The sequence below is a fragment of the Streptomyces cavernicola genome, from assembly GCF_029968035.1.
In the GTDB taxonomy this organism is placed as follows: domain Bacteria; phylum Actinomycetota; class Actinomycetes; order Streptomycetales; family Streptomycetaceae; genus Streptomyces; species Streptomyces cavernicola.
Window position 1 is genome coordinate 32789 of record NZ_JASCIQ010000002.1, and the last position, 15601, is coordinate 48389.

Sequence of the window (15601 nt, forward strand, 5' to 3'; positions counted from 1 at the left end):
GTCGCCTGTGCTCGGTTACTCACTGATCGGTCAGGGCTTGTACTCGGAGTGCTTGATGGCGGCGGCCCAGAGTTCGTCCCGCAGCCGAATGCACTCGGCCACGGTGTCCGGGTCCTCAATGATCTGCGATCCCAGGACGCGTCCGTCGGGGTCGAAGTGCCCGACCGCAAGAAGGCGATCGTCGTACAGCCACCAGTCGTTGCCCTCAACCGGGAAGGTGATTCCATCGGGCAGCTGGTGCCGCGGCAGCCACCGGATGTCCTCGCCGGCCTCGACGTTGAGGTTAGTCAGCGAATGCTCCCACCCGACGTACTGCGAGTGGGGCTCCGTGACCACTCGGACTCGGCGGACCGTCTTGCCCTCCCCGGTCACCCGCTTCATGAGCGTCATCCAGGGGTCGAGCCACTTGTAGTCGTCGGGCTGCGCCCTCTGCCACCTCGCGTAGGGAGTGTCCTCGACGGGCGACCCGTAGTCGTCCCTCAACTCCAGGTGGAACGCATCGTGCTCGAAGCTGTTGAACAGCTCGTCACGCTGGGCGCTGGTGATCAGGTCCACTGCTCTCCTCCAGTAGGGCCGTGATCGAGGACTTGGGGACCTCGATGCAATCCTCGTAGTCAGGCAAGCGCATCTGGCTCAGGGCCTCGGCATCGCGCATCACCGGACCCTGCACGATGCATGTGCCCTGTTCGGTGACGAGCATGATCGGGGCCTCGAACTTCCGGATCTCACCATGCGCGAGACCGTCCTTCGTCAGGTGCTCGAAGAGTTCGGTCGGCACCTCGACGGCCGTCTGCCCCTCCGGCACATCGAGCTGCACGAGCAAGTCTTGGGCGTAGACCCTCCAGCCTTGTACGACGTAGCCGTCCTGGTCGCTGGCATACAGGGTGGGGCTGTCTCCGGGGGTGGAGTTCTTACCAAGGAACCGTAGCTTCATGGTCACTCTCCCGTCCTCTGCCTTGCGCGAGATTGCGCATGCGGTGATGGTCGATGGAGCGTTCGAGCCCGTCAATCGACTTCCCGCAATTAGGCGCAATCTCCTTGGGAGTTGATCCCAGCTCGCTCTACGTTCGGTGCCGAACCGAGCAGCCAAGGCGGCCGCAACCCGTGCGGTCCCGAGGGGAGATGCGTGGTGTCTGCCGTGTCCGAACAGCACGATGTAGCCGGTCTCGAATCCCTGCCTCTCGATGTGGAGTTGATTGAGGACAGCACGGAGACGGTTCTCGCGATGCAGATGGCGACCTCCACCCGGCCGTCGCTCGACAGCAAGACCCCTGTAGTCGTGGGCCACTTGCAGTTGCTCCTCGGGGAGGAGCTGGGGGCTGACGAAGACCCCGAGGTCCGCGACCTGATCGTCCGCTCGTACCGGCTGCTCGACCTCGCGGCGCGGCCCCGCGAGGAGTCGCCGGCCTTCAACGTCTTCTTCTACAACCGCGACGTAGCGCTGCTGACGCGCAAGCTGCTCTGGGTCTACCAGGAGAGACGCGAAGCAGGTGGCGCGTGAGTCCGAGGTCTCAACAGACGGTCTACGTCCTGGCCCTCGCCGTGCTCGTCGCGGCGCTGGCGTACGGGATCGCAACGGCCGGCGTGAGCCGCTGACCGGACGCAGTGAACTTCCGCCCCCGAGGTGACTCCACCCGGGCCTCCCCGCTCGACTCACCCTCGCGGGGCGGAGCCCAGCCCCCACCCCAGTCAGCCAGTACCCGGCAGAAGGACAAGCCGGACCGGGGTGGGTGGAAGTGCAAGGCGGTCGCGGAGACCGACTCTCCGCACAGCACATGCGCAAGGAGGAACACCCCATGCCGAACCTCTACACCCTCCCCGCTGTCGACGACGGCGCGTTCGAGAACTTCTGCGGCGGCAACCTGGGCGGCGAGCACGAGGCGTGCATCGACGTCGCGGCCATCCCCGGCGCCGTGGAGGCGTTCGAGCTGCGCGACTCGAAGCCCGAGGGCGTCGGCGAGAAGCTCCGAGTGACCGCCGCCGAGGTCGACGACTTCGTCCTCGGTTGGGCCAAGAAGCGGGGTCTGGCGCTCTAGCCTGACGCTTCCCCATCCAGGACAAAACGGGCCGCCCTGCTTCGGTGGGGCGGCCCTGCACCTCCAGAAGGGCACCCACATGAGCTGGTCAGGGCACTGGCATGGATACGGGCCGTGGATCGGACCGTCAGCGGTGTACGGGAAAGAGGGAGGCCGACGGCCCGCGCACCCCAACGGCCCGCCCTCGGTGATCGACCCCGAGGACAAGAAGCAGCAGGCCGTCCTCGACCGATACCGCGAAGCCGCCTCCGAATTCACCACCGGCAACGTGCCGCCCACGATGACCGGCTACTGGCTCCTGAAGAAGAACCAGGTCTCCGGCGACCGCACCTGGTCGGACCTCGGCATCGTGCTCGCCTGGCTGACGAAGCAGTACGAGGCCAACCCGCCCTTCGAGAGGCCGGACAGGCGGCAGGCGTACAGCACCCTGGACACGAAGCTCGACTACGCAACTGACGTGCTGCCTCGCGGCGTTGACGTGAGCTGGGTGTACTACACGCCGTCGGAACGCCTGATCTCCTTCTCCATCGTGTGCTGCCCCAACCGGTTCCACCCCGAGATCGCCTGCCCGCTCCCGCCGTCATAAGGAGTCGACGCCATGTCGCTGCGCCTGCTGCTGCCCGAGGAAGGCGTCACCGAACTGCTGACCTCGTGGCCGGACGAGCCCCGCGTCTATGACCGCGGCCGCCCGGCACTCGACGAGGCCGTCACCTCGGAGGCCATCCGGGGCTACCTCTACATGGGCACCGTTCCGGCCCACGAGATCGCAGCCGTCAAGGCACCGAACCCGTCGCTGAGCCAGAACGCGTACATGACGGACGGCCGGACCGACCGCGCGAAGCTGGTGCGCCTGTACGAGCAGGGCTACACCATCCGACTGGGCAACCTCCAACGCGTCGTCCCGGCCCTGGCCGGGATCTCCGAGGCGATCCAGACGGAGACCGGCTACTCGAACTACATCCACGCCTTCCTGACTCCGCCCGGCCACCAGGGACTCCGCCACCACTGGGACCAGCAGATGGCCGTGATCGTCCAGATCGCCGGGACGAAGCGCTGGCAGCTCTGGCGGCCACCGGTCACGGCACCGATGCGCGAGTACAACGAGAGCTTCCGCGTGTGGAAGGACGAGTACATCCCCACGTGGGAAGCGGCAGGGCCGGACCTGGAGATCGACCTCAAGGCCGGCCAGTCGCTCCTGCTGCCGCGCGGATGGGTTCACAACCCTCACGTACTCGAATCCGAAGAGCACAGCATCCACCTGACCTTCGCGATCCGGGAACGCACCCGGTTATGGCTCGCAGAGAAGCTGCTCGCCGGAGCCATCACGCGGGAGGAGTTCCGCAGCATCGTCCTCCCGCATCAGTTCAGCGGGGAGAGCCTGATGCAGCAGCTCGGCGAAGCACGGGAGGCGCTGGTGAAGTACGTGCAGGACCTTGACCTGTACGAGGTGGCCCCGAGCGTCATAAGGGACGCGTTGACGGAGCTGGAGTACAGGACTTGACGGGGGCTGAAGCCCGCACCCACTCCCGCGTCGGCCCGTGGATGCCGTCAGCGCCGTCGCGCGCGTGGCTGCGGTTGTCGCGACCCGGCCGCCATGGGGTGCGCCTGGGCACCGGGGAGCGGCGAGGGGTTGTAAGCCTTGGCTGTCCGGGCCCTGGCTGCTTGTGCTCGTGGGCTGGGGGCGTGGCGTTCGCTGAGGCGGCGGATGCGCCAGGTCAGGGTGCGGGCGGGGCTGCGGACATCACCCAGGGTGCGTTGGCCGAGTGCCTGGGCGAGGACGGTTGCTGTGTTGTGGCCTGCTGCTTCCGCCTGGGCGAGTACGGCGGCGAGTGCGTCCCAGGCAGGGTCGTTGAGGATGCGCTCCGCGTGTGCCGGTGCGGCCTGCTGCAGATGGTGGGCGTAGCGACGTTGGGCCTGTTGGCTGGGGGTGTGTTGGGCGAGCTGTGTCAGTACGGGCTCCGCGACTTGGACGTACGCGGAGTGCAGGTGGACGAGGGCTTGTTCGGCTGCTGCTGCTTGTTGGGCGTGCTGGCGGGTGCGGTGCCAGTGCAGGGCGAGCGCGACGGCGGTCAGCGTGACGTCCAGGAGCATGGCAAGCCCTGTGCCGTCGCGGTCCTGGGGACGCTCGCGCCAGATGCTTTGCAGGCTGCGGCGCAGTGCGCGGGTGCTGTTGAGGTCGGCAGTGATGCGGGAGCGACTGGCGCGCTCGAATGCCATGGCAGCTTGGGAGAGTTCAGACCTGACCGCGGCTGGTGCGGCTAGGGGCAGCACGTCCAAGGTCATCCCGAGGGCGACGAGTTGGCCCTGGGCAGCATGGTCGTCGCCACTTACGAGGTGGTGGGGGATGCGTTCGGTGGCGGCGGTGGCCTGGTGCCAGGGGTTGCCCGGCGGGACGTTGGCCGGTTCGGGGCTGGTGGTCGCGAGGCGTTCGCGGATCTTGGGCAGGGACAGGTCGGGGGCGAGGGTGGAGCCCGCGTAGAAGACCGGCTCTCCCTTGTCGTTGGTGTCGCCGGGCAGGGCGAAATTGCAGCCGAGGGCGTCGCCGGAGGGGCCGCGCTTACGGCGTACGTCCACGCCGGTCACTTCCAGCAGGGCGAGGAACTCGGTCTCGTCGGCTGCGGCTGCCACTGCGCGGCGCACTCGCAGGCGCAAGATGTCGCGGGCGGTGGCGTCCTGGCCCAGGCGCTTGGCCTTGAAGTGTTCCTTGCTGGTGGCGCGCTTGGCGGCGGTGCCGTCGCCGGCCTTCAGCCGCCTTAGCCCGTAGTCGACTTCGATCGTGCGGGCTTCCTTCTGTACGGCGCGTTGGTCGTAGTCGCGTTTGGGGCGGCGGCCGTCCTGGCGTACGAGGGTGGCGGCGATGTGGATGTGGTCGTCGGCGTGGCGGACGGCCACCCAGCGGCAGGCGTCCTCGTCGCCGTCGGGTGCGATGCCGGCGGCGGCCACGATCCGGCGGGCGACCTCGGCCCACTGGTCGTCGGTGAGGATCGGGTCTTCGGGTGCGGCGCGGACGGGGCAGTGCCACACGGTGTGCTTGGGTGCCTTGTCGCCCAGCATCCTTATGGGCTGGTCGAGTTGGGCGACGAGTTGCTTTTCCACATCCTGTGGATCGCGGTGAGGGCTGCGGCCGGGGTCGGGGGCGAAGCCGTTCCAGGAGGCCACCAGGTGCGGGTCGGTGTGTTCGTTGGCGCGGCCGGGGCCGAAGAGGTAGCGGATGGTGCGGCGTGTGGCGTCGGGCCCCTTACCGAGGATGATCTTCGGGATCATTGACGCTCACCGACCCTCTGTGACTTGGGCGATGGCGGTGTCCAAGTCGGCGATGGATGCCTCGACACGACCCAAGAGGCGGTGGACGGTGGCGTCGTGGGGCCAGGCGCCGTCCTGGTTGAGGTGGCGGGTGAGTTGGTTGAGGTTGCTGCCGATCTTGCCGAGCTGTCCGTTGGCGGCCATCAGGGTCTTGACCATGGCGCGGTAGTCGGCGACAGCGGCGGTGGGGTCGTCGGAGCGGGCGGCAGCGAGGGAGCACTCGGCCACATAGCCACCGAGCGCCATGCCGCTCAAGGAGGCGGCTTGGCGCACGAGGGCAAACTCGTCGTCGTTGTAGCGGGGGTGGACGCGGCGCTCGCGCAGTTGCTTGTCACGCAAACGTCGGCGCAGCGCAGGCGACTGCGGCACGTTCGACGACGACGGCTCGCTGCTGCCCACCCCCACGGTCGGCACCCCCGGGCCGACCGACTCCGGTGCCGCCCCGGCGCCGGATGCCTCCTCCCCCTCTGGGGCGGGGGCCGGGTAAGGACTCCTTACCCGACAACTTGCTGCGCTGTTTTCGCTGGTGAGGTCGTCGGTCATCTGCTGTTCGGGGGTGGGGAGTTCGCTGGGTTCGTCGTGCATGGACTGGTTCTCCGGTGGGAGGTGCGGGCTGATGGCAGAGGGGCTGGGCGTGCCCCCCGTGTCTGCGGGCACGGGGGGGGACGCCCAGCAGGGGCTGAGGGCGGCTCGTCCTACGAGTCAGGCGGCGTCGGCGCCTGCCGCGCTGAGCTCTGGCCACTGCTCAGCGGCTGCTGCGTCGAGTTCAGCCTGGACAAGGTCCTTCAGCAGGTCGGCCTCCTTCCGGCCGATCGTGAGGTCGCGGTCGCGGAAGGTGGCTTCGATGTGGCGGCGGGAGGCTCGCCCCTGTCGTCCGAGCGGCGCGCTGCGCGCGATGACGAGCCTCTCTGCGGGCACGGGCTCTTCCGAGGTGCCCGCCCCTTGCCGCCCATCAGCCACTCCGGCGGCAGCCGGAGCCACATCAGCCACGTCTTGGCGGCGTACGACGATGTAGAGGTGGACGGCGCCGGCCAGGGCGAGCGGGGCGATGGCGGAAAGGCCGCCGACGGTGACGTCGTCGAGGCGTATGCCATCACCGTGGCGGGCCTGCTGGTTGAGGCGGACCGCGTGCAGGGCGTTGGCCCAGATGCTGGTGAGGGTGGCGGCGCCGACGAGCAGCCAGACGTAGACGCGGGAGCGTGTCGGAGCAGAGCGGAGCATGAGCAGGGCGCCAACGCCGATGGCGATAAACCCGTCGATGACGAGCGGGAAGGCGCAGGTGAGCAGCCAGCTGATGTGGATGGCGACGGCCATCTGTCGGAGGGCGTCGTAGGAGAGGGCGAAGGCGAACGCGGCGAGCATGGCGATGCCGGCGCGGATCGCGGTGGTACCTGAGAAGGACTTGGCGAGGCTGCGGAGGGTCAAGCGGGGCACTCCTGGTGAGGTGAGGCAGCAGCCGTCCGTTGGCCTATCGGCTCGACTCCCCAATTGGGGAGTCGAGTCCGGAGATCGGCAGGAGGCGACGGCAGCCGGGTGGTGCGTTGTCTCGTCCCACTCGTCGCGTGCCTGGTCAGGACAGGTACGAGTGGGCGCGTGATGTCGAGTCGACTCGTTGCGGCTCGGGCACTCGTCCCTGCGCTGACCTGCGCCGGGACGAGTGCGACGAGTCGTGGCGGGTCAGGCGGCGCTGCCCGGCAGCGGCTCGGGCGCAGCCTGGGCGGGCTGGCTCGGAGCTGGCGGCTCGGGACAGTAGCGGGCCCAGGTGTCGAGGAACTGGGTGCGGGCGAAGCCCTTGGCCTGTGTCCCGTCGGGGAAGCGGCGGTTGGCCGAGCTGATGCCGTAGGGCTTCAGCAGGAGTTGGAGGCCGCGCGGGGTCAGGCCGTTGGGACCGTACTCGGCCCAGGGCGCTTCCTTGTCCGCGTTGAGAGATTCCAGCAGACGCTTCGTGGCCAGGACCGCCGGGTCGTTCTCGGCTGCGAAGGCCCGGCGGATGCCGACCAGGAGGCGGGTGCGCAGGCCGCCCTCCTCGTCCTGCCCGGCCTCGTAATCGGTCATCACGCGGCAGGCGGCACGGGCCAGCGCGGGCCAGTCGCCTCCGGCGAGGTCGGCGATGACGACCAGGGGTTCCCAGGTATCCGCCGCTCGGTCCTCGACCGGCATGGGCGGCTCCATCTCCATCGCCTGTACGTACAGCGGCTGCAGCCAGGCGGTGAGCCGGTCGCGGATCGCGTGCAGGGCGGGGGTGTCCCGGGAAGTGCGGAAAGCCGCGACCTTCTCGCCCGCCGCGCGGCGGCGCATCCGAATGACCACCGAGCGGTCCATCACCGTGTCCGGCAGGTCCCCGATCCCGGCGAGCGCCGCCATGGCGAACGTGGGAAACGCAGTGGGCTTGTGCTCTGGCCCGGTCACCCGCAGCGTGGGGCGACCGCGCTGGTGCCCGGCGTTGATCAGGCCGCGCACCTCCTCGTTCTTCTCCGCCGCCTTGGCGGTGCTGAAGAGGGTGTCGGCCTCGTCGACCAGGAGGGTCGGCGGGTCCTCGTCGTTGATCGACCGGAAGATCGCCGCCGGGCTGGCGTTGACCGTGATCAGCGGGTTGCGCACGGTCTCCGTCACCACATCCAGGAGGCGGGACTTACCGCACCGCTTCTCCGGAGCCACGATCGCCAGACGCGGCGCGTGCTGCCACGCGGGCTGCAGATGCGTGGCAGCCACCCACAAGGCCACCGCGGTGAGGGCCTCTTGGCTCGGCATCGCCACGTACCGCTCGATCTGCGCCCGCAGATCGGCGAGAATCCGCGCACCCTCGGAGGCCGCTGGCGCTGCGGTCGGCTCCTCAACTGGGCCCTCCTGCAGGGACGGTGGAGGTGTCTCGGTGTCGCCAGCCGGCTGGCCGGGGATGGCAACCGGCGGCCACGTGGGCTTGGCGTCGTCGGAATAGGGCTCGGCACCTGCGTGTTCCACAGGGCAGCTCCTCGTCTGGCGGTGGCGGGCTTGCACGCCCTGACCGCCGGTTTGGTTCTTCCAGGGCCGTTCGGGGTTGCTCGGGCCTCCGGCGTTGCACCGCCGGAGGCCCATCCCGTTCTCGCGGGCAGCGGGGCACCGCGAGGGAACACGGACCGTACGTCCACGCCTGGCAACAGTCCAGCAAATCTGTGTCAGCTCAGCGCAGAACGAATTGATACGCTCCCCAGCTTTCACGCCGCGAGCCCCAGCAGCCCCAACAGATCCGCAGTCACGACCCGGTAGGCGTTACCGAGCCGAAGCACCTTGCACGGATACTCGCCCCGCTTCGCCAGCTCGTACCCCTTGCTCCGCCCGAGACCCAAAGCACGGTTACTCGTGTCCAGGTCAACAGCCACAGGCAGGGCGAGCAGCTCCTCCCGGCTCATCCCCTTCGAGCCCTTCGACTGTCCGGCCAACTCGTCGTCACGCATGCAGTACGTCCCTTATCGGTACAGCCCTCGGCGAACGCGGTCGTCACGTCCGGCTCCAGGCGTCTACGTACCAGCATGGCCAAGCTAATGTGTCTGCATGACACAACGCCGTGTGGATGCTGATCAGGAAGACGCCTTCCCGGAGTGGGTGGACCGGATCAAGGCCAACGTGGCCGGCGAAGTCCGGCGCAGAAGAAGGGAGATGGGATGGAGCGCGCAGGACCTGGCCGACCGGTGCGAGGAGCTAGGGCACCCCATTCCGCGCAACGTGATCGCCAACATGGAGTCCGGACGCCGCGCCAATCTCCCGCTGGTGGACGTCATGGTCCTGGCAGCAGCCCTGGAGACGTACCCCGTCTGCCTGATCTTTCCGGTCGGCTACGTGAAGAAGACCCAGGAACTCCCCTTCCAGGAACTCGTGCCCACCTGGGACGCCCTGCGGCGCTTCACCGGCGAAGAGCAAGTCCTCGGCTTCGACCCCGGTCTCGTACCCGACTACGAGCACCACGCAAGCCTCGTGCACACCGCCCTCGCCGCCCTCGAAGAGGAAGACCGCGCCCGGTTCGCAGCCAAGACCGCCACCAGCCGCGCCCAGCAGGAAGAAGCCGAACGCAAGCGGAGCACGTACGCCGACCAGGCCATCTCCGCCAAGTACAGACTTCGCCAGCTCCGCCGTGAACTGCAGGAAGAGGGTGCCACCTTGCCGCAACTTCCCACCGGCCTGGACGACGTCGACCCACCCGACCCCGGATCCGACCCCAACACCACACCGGAGGAACGCCTTTGAAGGGCTCCACCCACCGCCGTTGCTACTGCCGCGACCCCAAGTCCGGTAAGCCGCTTGGCAAGAAGTGCCCCAAGCTCTCCAACCGCAAGCACGGCACGTACTCGATCCGCCAGGAGCTCCCGCCCCGCGAAGACGGCACTCGCCGCTCCTTCAGCCGCGCCGGCTACGACTCCCTGAAGTCCGCCCAGGCGGACCTCGACCACGTCCGCGCCCTGATCGGCCTCGCCGACTCCGACGATGCCGACAGCATCTCCCGCCTCGTCACGATGCTGGAGGCGATCGTCGCGGAGAACGCGCCTCTGCCCGACGTCGAAGAGACTCGCCGCCGCCTCAACGCGGGCATTGCCCTGCGCGGCAGCCTCACAGTCGGCGAGTGGCTCGACACCTGGTTCGCCGCGAAGAAGCGCCGGAAGACCACGCTCAACGGGTACGCCTCGCACATCCGCGTCCACCTGAAGCCCCTCATCGGACACGTGCGCCTGGACCGTCTCAACGTCGGCCACCTGGTGGAGATGTTCGACGGGATAGCCGACGAGAACGAGGTCATCACAGCGGAGAATCAGGCCCGGCGCGAGCAGGTGGCGCGCTGCAAGCCGAGCAAGCCCGGCCGCCCCGTCGCCGCAGAGCGCGAACACCTCGCCGTGGAGCGGGCCAAGTTGGCGGAGATGAAGCCGTTCCGGAAGGTAAGCGGCCCTAGCACCTGGCAGGCGATCAGGCGCACGCTGCGAGCGGCCCTCAACGCGGCGATCTCCCAGCAGCTCATCACGTTCAACCCGGCGTCCCACGTCGAGTTGGAGTCGGGACGGCGGCCCAAGCCCCTTCTCTGGACCGATGAACGGGTACGGCGCTGGCGCGAGACCGGCGAGATTCCGGGCCCGGTCATGGTGTGGACGCCGGCCCAGTTCGGGGCGTTCCTCGACGCGGCCGAGGCCGACCGGCTGTACCCGCTGTTCCACCTCATGGGCACCCGTGGCCTTCGGCGCGGCGAAGCGGTCGGCCAGGACTGGCACGAGATCGACCTCGACGCCGGCCTGATCACCCCCGCCAGGGCACTGGTGGTCGACGGCTGGGACGTCTACGAATCGGAGCCGAAGACCGAGGGCAGCTCCAACACCATCGCGCTCGCCGACACGAACATCGCCGTCCTGCGCGAGCACAAGGCCAGCCAGGACAAGGACCGTAAGAAGTGGGGTGCCGCCTGGCAGGACACCGGCAAGGTGTTCACTCGGGAGAACGGCTCCTGGCTGCACCCCGAGACGGCCTCCGAGACCTTCCGCAGCATCCTCGCCACCACAGACCTGCCGCCCATCAAACTCCGTGATCTACGCCACGTAGCGGCCACACTCACGCACGGAGGCGGCGGCGACATCCACACGGTGAAGGAGACCTTGCGGCACTCCACCATCGCGCTCACGTCCGACACGTACACGAGCCTGCTCCCCGAGGTCGACCGCGAGATCGCCGAGAAGGCTGCGAGCTTGATCCCCAGGGCCGGAAAGTCCGGTTCCTGAGCGCTGCTGGTACGGCGGCCTCTCACACAGCCCCGCTCTCAGGCGGGGAGATGGATCCCCAACATCACGCCCCTCCCTTCCCCGTCAGGGAGATGATCGTGTTGATGACAGTGGAGATCAGCGCCAGGATCCCGCCCAGGCTGGCGAGCCCCGTCACCGGATTCTCAAAGAGCTGGCCCATGCAACTGCGTAGCCGAGGGCGAACGAAAAACGTCCGCATGCGCTGCCACTTGTGCTGCTGCAGGTGGCAGCCGCGAAGGACGCCCTTGGCGTTGTTCCGGCAAGCCCTGCCGGCGTTGCGAACAGGGGCGCCGCAGGGGTTCGGCGCCTGGAAGAGGAACCACAGGAAGCTGAGTCCGAAGAGCGCCGCTGTGCCACCAGGACCGATGTCCGAGGTCAGCCACCCGGTTATCGCGACGACCAAGGCGATCAGGCCCCAGTAGGGGAGGATCTTCTTCAACATGGTCGGGGACGGTATGGGCGCCAAATTCGCTTCACAAGGGCGCAATTGAGACACCGGATGTTCTCCGCTGACGTCCCGTCCGCTCACGCATCGCTCACGCAGAGCCCACACAGGCACCCCGAAACGAAGCAGCGCCCGCCCCCACCGAAGTGGAGACGGGCGCTGCTGTGCAGGTCAGACGGTTTTCCCGAAGACCCCCGCGTCGTAGGCCGTGTGGGACTCGAACCCACAACCAATGGATTAAAAGTCCACTGCTCTGCCAATTGAGCTAACGGCCCGCGTCAACGCACCCCCCGAGCATAGCCGCAGGCGCGGACGGAACCGATCGGGTATCGGTACGGCGATGCGAAAGCGGGCCCGCTCCGGGGAGTGGGCCCGCTCTCACGTCAGTCGGTCGTGCCGATCCGATCAGCCGTTGCGCTTCCAGCGCGGCTTGTCGTCGCGGCGGCCGAAGGAGCCGGCGCCGCGGTCGTCACGGCGGTTGAACGGGCGGTCGCTGCCGCCGCGGTGGTCGCGACGGTCCCGGTTGAAGGGGCGGTCGTCGCGGTTGAACGGACGGTCGCTGCCACCGCGGTGCTCACGGCGGTCGCGGTTGAATCCGCCGCCGTTGCCGCCCCGGTCGTCCCGGCGGAAGCCACCGCGGTCGTCGCGGCGGTCGCGGTTGAACGGGCGGTCGCCGCCGCCGCGGTGGTCACGACGCTCGCGGTTGTCCCGGTTGAACGGACGGTCGTTGTCCCGGCGCTCGAAGGAACGGCCACCGCGGTCGTCCCGGCGGAAGCCGCCGCGGTCGTTGTCGCGACGGTCACGGTTGTCACGGTTGTCGCGGTTGAACGGACGGTCGTTGTCGCGGCGCTCGAAGGAACGGCCGCCGCGGTCGTCGCGGTCGCGGTTGAAGCCACGGTCGCCGCGGTCGTCCCGGCGGAAGCCACCGCGGTCGTTGTCGCGACGGTCACGGTTGTCGCGGTTGTCGCGGTTGAACGGACGGTCGTTGTCCCGACGCTCGCGACGCTCGAAGTTGCCGCGGTCGTCCCGGCGTTCACGACGCTCGTACGACGGACGCTCGTCGCGGAACTCGCGCTGCTCGCGCACCTCGCGCGGCTGCTGCTCGGGCACCTCGACCTCGGCGACGGCGGCCTCGGCGGCAGCGGCGACGGCCTCGGCCGGGTCCTCGCCCCGCTCGCGCGCGGCACGCGCGGTGAGGCGGTCGGCCTCCTCGCGCAGCTCGGTCGCCCGGCGCTGGGCGCGCTCCAGCTCCTTGGTGAGCTGCGAGACGTCCCGCTCGGCCTGCTTCGCGGCGTTGTCCGCGGAGTCGGCCTGGACCTCGGTCAGGGACCGGGCGCCGGTGATCTCGGCGACCTCGGGGTCGAACGCGCCGCCCTGGCCGATGATGTGGCGCGAGGCGTCGACGCCCGCGTCCTCCATCAGCCGGAAGATCTGGCGGCGCTGGTGCGGCAGCGACAGGGACACGACCGTGCCGGAGCGGCCCGCGCGGGCGGTACGGCCGGAGCGGTGCAGGTAGTCCTTGTGGTCGCCGGCCGGGTCCACGTTCAGGACCAGGTCGATGCCGTCGACGTGGATGCCTCGGGCGGCGACGTCGGTGGCGACGAGCGCGTTGACGTAACCGTCCTTGAAGTCCGCGAGGGTGCGGGTGCGCGCGCCCTGCGTCATGCCGCCGTGCAGCGCGTCGGCCTTCACGCCGGCGTCGCGCAGCTGCTCCGCGATGCGGTCGGCGCCGAGCTGGGTGCGGACGAAGATGATGGTGCGGCCCTTGCGCGCGGCGATCGCGGCGGTGACCGGCGCCTTGTCGCGGGGCTTCACGATGAGGATGTGGTGCGTCATGGTCGTGACGGCGCCCTGGGCGGCGTCGACCTCGTGCGTGACCGGGTCGGTCAGGTAGCGCTTGACCAGCGTGGAGATCTCGTTCTCCATCGTGGCCGAGAACAGCATCCGCTGGCCGCCGGCCGGGACCTGGTCGAGCAGCTCGGTGACCTCGGGCAGGAAGCCCAGGTCGGACATCTGGTCGGCCTCGTCGAGGACGGCGACCTGGACGTTCTCCAGCGAGCAGGCGCCGCGGTTGATGATGTCGCGCAGGCGGCCCGGGGTGGCGACGAGGATGTCGACGCCGCGCTCCAGGGCGTAGATCTGGTTGCCCATCGACGTACCGCCGCAGACGACCTTCATCTTGAGGCCGAGGACGTCGCCGTACGGCTGGAGGGCGTCGGCGACCTGCATCGCCAGCTCGCGGGTCGGGGTCAGGATGACCGCGCGGGGCTTCTTCTTCTCGGTGTGGCCGTCGGCCAGGGCGGCCAGGGTCGGCAGACCGAAGGAGAGGGTCTTGCCGGAGCCGGTGCGGCCGCGGCCGAGGATGTCCTTGCCGGCCAGGGCGTCCGGGATGGTCGCGGCCTGGATCGGGAAGGGCGTGGTCACGCCGTTCTGCGCGAGCTTGCGGACGACGCCCTCGGGCAGGCCCAGGTCGCCGAAGGTGACTTCGGGAGCCTCGGGCGCCTCGGGGGCTTCGGTGGTCGCCTCGGTGACGACAGCCTCGTCCGCGGTGTTCTCGGGCAGGACGGAGTGCTCAGTACTGAAAGTGGACATGCGAAATGCGAAACCTTCCGGAGTCTCGGCACGCGCCCAAACTCCGTGAATCGCAATTTCGACCGCCTCAATGCGGTCAGCCACGGCTAGGGAGAGTACGCGCCACACGGCGCTCTTCGATGCTGGCGCCGGGCAAATGGGATCAAACGATCTACTACTGTACGCACCCCTCGGCCCGAATGGCAAACCGCCCTCCTGACCTGCGATGACGCCCGAAAACGGAACCGACGGCAGGGGTTTCGCAGGGGCGGCGCCGCCTCAGCTCGGCCCGGCCTCGGGCGAGGGCTCCCGCCCCGCGAAGCTCGCCCCGCGCACCCCGTCCGCGCCCGAGGACTCGCCGCCGCCCGCCGCGGACGACGACGGCCGCCCGGTGTCCGGCTCCGGCGTGGGCGTCGCCCCCGGCGTGCTCCGCGTGGGCGTGGGGGTCGGCGTGCGCGTGGGCGACGACATGCCGGACGGGCGGGGCCTCGACGTCGTACGCGTCGGTCCTGGCCGGTCCGGGGAGGCCGACGGGCGGGGCGGGGAGGCCGACCGCGAGGAGGACTCGGACGCGGGGGAGGAAGGGGCGCCGCCCTCGGACCGGGAGGGCGCACCGTCCGACCGCGCACCCTCTTGCCCCGTGACCCCGCTCACCACCGGCCCGCCGTCCGGCCCCGCCTCGCCGGAGCGCTCACCGGAACGCTCCTCCGCCGACCGCGAGGACTCGGCGGGCGCGGGCTCCCGGGCGTCGCCGCCGACGCTCACGCACCCGGCGCCCGCACCGAGGGCGACCACCACGGCGGCCAGACGGACGGGTACGTACAACTGGCGCACGGGCGGGCACCTCCGGAGCGCGGCAATGTGGTTGCCGTGCCCAACTCCCGCCGCCCACGGGAGGACACGCCGCGCACACGACCCCCGAACCGCGCGTTCCGCACGCCGCACGCCCCGCACGACGCCCCTGCCTCGCACAAGTCCCTTTCATCACACCATTTTTGACTGTATGTCAGCTAACTGCTCACCCTGCCCGCACACCCGAGGCCCCGCCCCCACCGCACGCACCCCGAGCACCCCGGCCGTTCCGGCCCCCGCACATCTCGCGCCCGTCCCGGACAATGGGGCGTGTGCTGGAGATGACCCGTGAGGCGTTCGAAGAGCTGGTGAGCCAGGCCCTGGACCAGATCCCCCCGGAACTGACCAGAGTGATGGACAACGTGGCCGTGTTCGTCGAGGACGAACCCGCCGCCGACGACCCCGAGCTGCTCGGCCTGTACGAGGGCACGCCGCTCACCGACCGGGGCGAGTGGTACGCCGGGGTGCTCCCCGACCGCATCACCATCTACATGGGCCCGACCCTGCGCTACTGCGAGACCCAGGAGGACGTCGTCGACGAGGTCGCCGTGACCGTCGTCCACGAGATCGCCCACCACTTCGGCATCGACGACGAGCGGCTGCACGAGCTGGGCTGGGGCTGACTCCCACCCCCGGACCGG

17 protein-coding genes and 1 tRNA gene are annotated in these 15601 nt (G+C 69.4%); 7 read left to right on the forward strand and 11 right to left on the reverse strand.

Annotated features, from left to right (window positions below; genetic code table 11):
- Positions 1-30 precede the first annotated feature (30 nt).
- Together QIS96_RS01880 and QIS96_RS01885 are read right to left on the reverse strand one after the other, a co-directional pair.
- Positions 31-555, reverse strand: coding sequence for a DUF6879 family protein (locus QIS96_RS01880; protein WP_282540553.1), 525 nt, complete (start codon positions 553-555; stop codon positions 31-33).
- Positions 527-934 carry a hypothetical protein gene (locus QIS96_RS01885; RefSeq protein ID WP_282540834.1) on the reverse strand — a complete coding sequence of 136 codons (408 nt, stop codon included), beginning with the start codon at positions 932-934 and terminating at the stop codon, positions 527-529. The genes QIS96_RS01880 and QIS96_RS01885 overlap by 29 nt, the downstream gene beginning before the upstream one ends.
- Before the next feature lie 204 nt (positions 935-1138).
- Between QIS96_RS01885 and QIS96_RS01890 the strand changes: the two genes are divergently transcribed.
- The 4 genes from QIS96_RS01890 to QIS96_RS01905 all read left to right on the forward strand — a co-directional run bounded on the left by QIS96_RS01890 (position 1139) and on the right by QIS96_RS01905 (position 3537).
- The gene (locus tag QIS96_RS01890) at positions 1139-1501 is read left to right on the forward strand and encodes a hypothetical protein (protein WP_282540554.1); all 363 of its coding nucleotides are present in this window, start codon (positions 1139-1141) and stop codon (positions 1499-1501) included.
- Between the two features lie 295 nt (positions 1502-1796).
- Entirely contained in the window at positions 1797-2036 is a 240-nt protein-coding gene (locus QIS96_RS01895) for a DUF397 domain-containing protein (protein WP_282540555.1), read from the forward strand.
- 79 nt (positions 2037-2115) lie between these two features.
- Positions 2116-2622, forward strand: a complete 507-nt coding sequence (locus tag QIS96_RS01900; RefSeq protein ID WP_282540556.1) for a hypothetical protein — start codon at positions 2116-2118, stop codon at positions 2620-2622.
- 12 nt (positions 2623-2634) lie between these two features.
- Entirely contained in the window at positions 2635-3537 is a 903-nt protein-coding gene (locus QIS96_RS01905) for a JmjC domain-containing protein (RefSeq protein ID WP_282540557.1), read from the forward strand.
- Between the two features lie 47 nt (positions 3538-3584).
- On the opposite strand, the gene QIS96_RS01910 is transcribed toward QIS96_RS01905, so the two are convergent.
- The 5 genes from QIS96_RS01910 to QIS96_RS01930 all read right to left on the reverse strand — a co-directional run bounded on the left by QIS96_RS01910 (position 3585) and on the right by QIS96_RS01930 (position 8773).
- A complete protein-coding gene (locus QIS96_RS01910) occupies positions 3585-5300 on the reverse strand; it encodes a relaxase family protein (RefSeq protein WP_282540558.1) in 1716 nt (571 codons plus the stop codon).
- 6 nt (positions 5301-5306) lie between these two features.
- Positions 5307-5924 carry a plasmid mobilization protein gene (locus tag QIS96_RS01915; protein ID WP_349017359.1) on the reverse strand — a complete coding sequence of 206 codons (618 nt, stop codon included), beginning with the start codon at positions 5922-5924 and terminating at the stop codon, positions 5307-5309.
- Positions 5925-6041: 117 nt separating this feature from the next.
- Positions 6042-6701 (reverse strand): DUF2637 domain-containing protein, encoded by a 660-nt coding sequence (locus tag QIS96_RS01920; RefSeq protein ID WP_282540836.1) that lies wholly within the window; start codon positions 6699-6701, stop codon positions 6042-6044.
- Between the two features lie 315 nt (positions 6702-7016).
- Positions 7017-8300, reverse strand: coding sequence for a DUF3631 domain-containing protein (locus QIS96_RS01925; RefSeq protein ID WP_282540559.1), 1284 nt, complete (start codon positions 8298-8300; stop codon positions 7017-7019).
- A gap of 233 nt (positions 8301-8533) precedes the next feature.
- A complete protein-coding gene (locus QIS96_RS01930) occupies positions 8534-8773 on the reverse strand; it encodes a hypothetical protein (protein WP_282540560.1) in 240 nt (79 codons plus the stop codon).
- A gap of 97 nt (positions 8774-8870) precedes the next feature.
- Between QIS96_RS01930 and QIS96_RS01935 the strand changes: the two genes are divergently transcribed.
- Together QIS96_RS01935 and QIS96_RS01940 are read left to right on the forward strand one after the other, a co-directional pair.
- Positions 8871-9560, forward strand: a complete 690-nt coding sequence (locus QIS96_RS01935; RefSeq protein ID WP_282540561.1) for a helix-turn-helix domain-containing protein — start codon at positions 8871-8873, stop codon at positions 9558-9560.
- Entirely contained in the window at positions 9557-11071 is a 1515-nt protein-coding gene (locus QIS96_RS01940; protein WP_282540562.1) for a site-specific integrase, read from the forward strand. Before QIS96_RS01935 ends, QIS96_RS01940 begins: the two co-directional genes overlap by 4 nt.
- 64 nt (positions 11072-11135) lie before the next feature.
- Here the strand turns inward: QIS96_RS01940 and QIS96_RS01945 are convergent, their stop codons facing one another.
- The 4 genes from QIS96_RS01945 to QIS96_RS01960 form a co-directional block, all read right to left on the reverse strand.
- The gene (locus tag QIS96_RS01945; protein WP_282540563.1) at positions 11136-11534 is read right to left on the reverse strand and encodes a hypothetical protein; all 399 of its coding nucleotides are present in this window, start codon (positions 11532-11534) and stop codon (positions 11136-11138) included.
- A gap of 205 nt (positions 11535-11739) precedes the next feature.
- Positions 11740-11812, reverse strand: a tRNA-Lys gene (locus QIS96_RS01950).
- Between the two features lie 130 nt (positions 11813-11942).
- Positions 11943-14129: a DEAD/DEAH box helicase gene (locus QIS96_RS01955; RefSeq protein WP_282540564.1), complete on the reverse strand. Its 2187-nt coding sequence runs from the start codon at positions 14127-14129 to the stop codon at positions 11943-11945.
- Between the two features lie 258 nt (positions 14130-14387).
- Positions 14388-14942 (reverse strand): hypothetical protein, encoded by a 555-nt coding sequence (locus tag QIS96_RS01960; RefSeq protein ID WP_282540565.1) that lies wholly within the window; start codon positions 14940-14942, stop codon positions 14388-14390.
- 290 nt (positions 14943-15232) lie between these two features.
- Between QIS96_RS01960 and QIS96_RS01965 the strand changes: the two genes are divergently transcribed.
- Complete coding sequence (locus QIS96_RS01965) at positions 15233-15583, forward strand: metallopeptidase family protein (protein WP_282540566.1); 351 nt, start codon at positions 15233-15235, stop codon at positions 15581-15583.
- Positions 15584-15601: the final 18 nt, after the last annotated feature.

What these genes read in the sequence shown, in the direction of transcription:
- QIS96_RS01885 (WP_282540834.1), bottom strand. Translation starts at nt 934, where the DNA reads ATGAAGCTACGGTTCCTTGGTAAGAACTCCACCCCCGGAGACAGCCCC.
- QIS96_RS01895 (WP_282540555.1), top strand. Translation starts at nt 1,797, where the DNA reads ATGCCGAACCTCTACACCCTCCCCGCTGTCGACGACGGCGCGTTCGAG.
- QIS96_RS01900 (WP_282540556.1), top strand. Translation starts at nt 2,116, where the DNA reads ATGAGCTGGTCAGGGCACTGGCATGGATACGGGCCGTGGATCGGACCG.
- QIS96_RS01905 (WP_282540557.1), top strand. Translation starts at nt 2,635, where the DNA reads ATGTCGCTGCGCCTGCTGCTGCCCGAGGAAGGCGTCACCGAACTGCTG.
- QIS96_RS01910 (WP_282540558.1), bottom strand. Translation starts at nt 5,300, where the DNA reads ATGATCCCGAAGATCATCCTCGGTAAGGGGCCCGACGCCACACGCCGC.
- QIS96_RS01915 (WP_349017359.1), bottom strand. Translation starts at nt 5,924, where the DNA reads ATGCACGACGAACCCAGCGAACTCCCCACCCCCGAACAGCAGATGACC.
- QIS96_RS01920 (WP_282540836.1), bottom strand. Translation starts at nt 6,701, where the DNA reads ATGCTCGCCGCGTTCGCCTTCGCCCTCTCCTACGACGCCCTCCGACAG.
- QIS96_RS01930 (WP_282540560.1), bottom strand. Translation starts at nt 8,773, where the DNA reads ATGCGTGACGACGAGTTGGCCGGACAGTCGAAGGGCTCGAAGGGGATG.
- QIS96_RS01935 (WP_282540561.1), top strand. Translation starts at nt 8,871, where the DNA reads ATGACACAACGCCGTGTGGATGCTGATCAGGAAGACGCCTTCCCGGAG.
- QIS96_RS01945 (WP_282540563.1), bottom strand. Translation starts at nt 11,534, where the DNA reads ATGTTGAAGAAGATCCTCCCCTACTGGGGCCTGATCGCCTTGGTCGTC.
- QIS96_RS01955 (WP_282540564.1), bottom strand. Translation starts at nt 14,129, where the DNA reads ATGTCCACTTTCAGTACTGAGCACTCCGTCCTGCCCGAGAACACCGCG.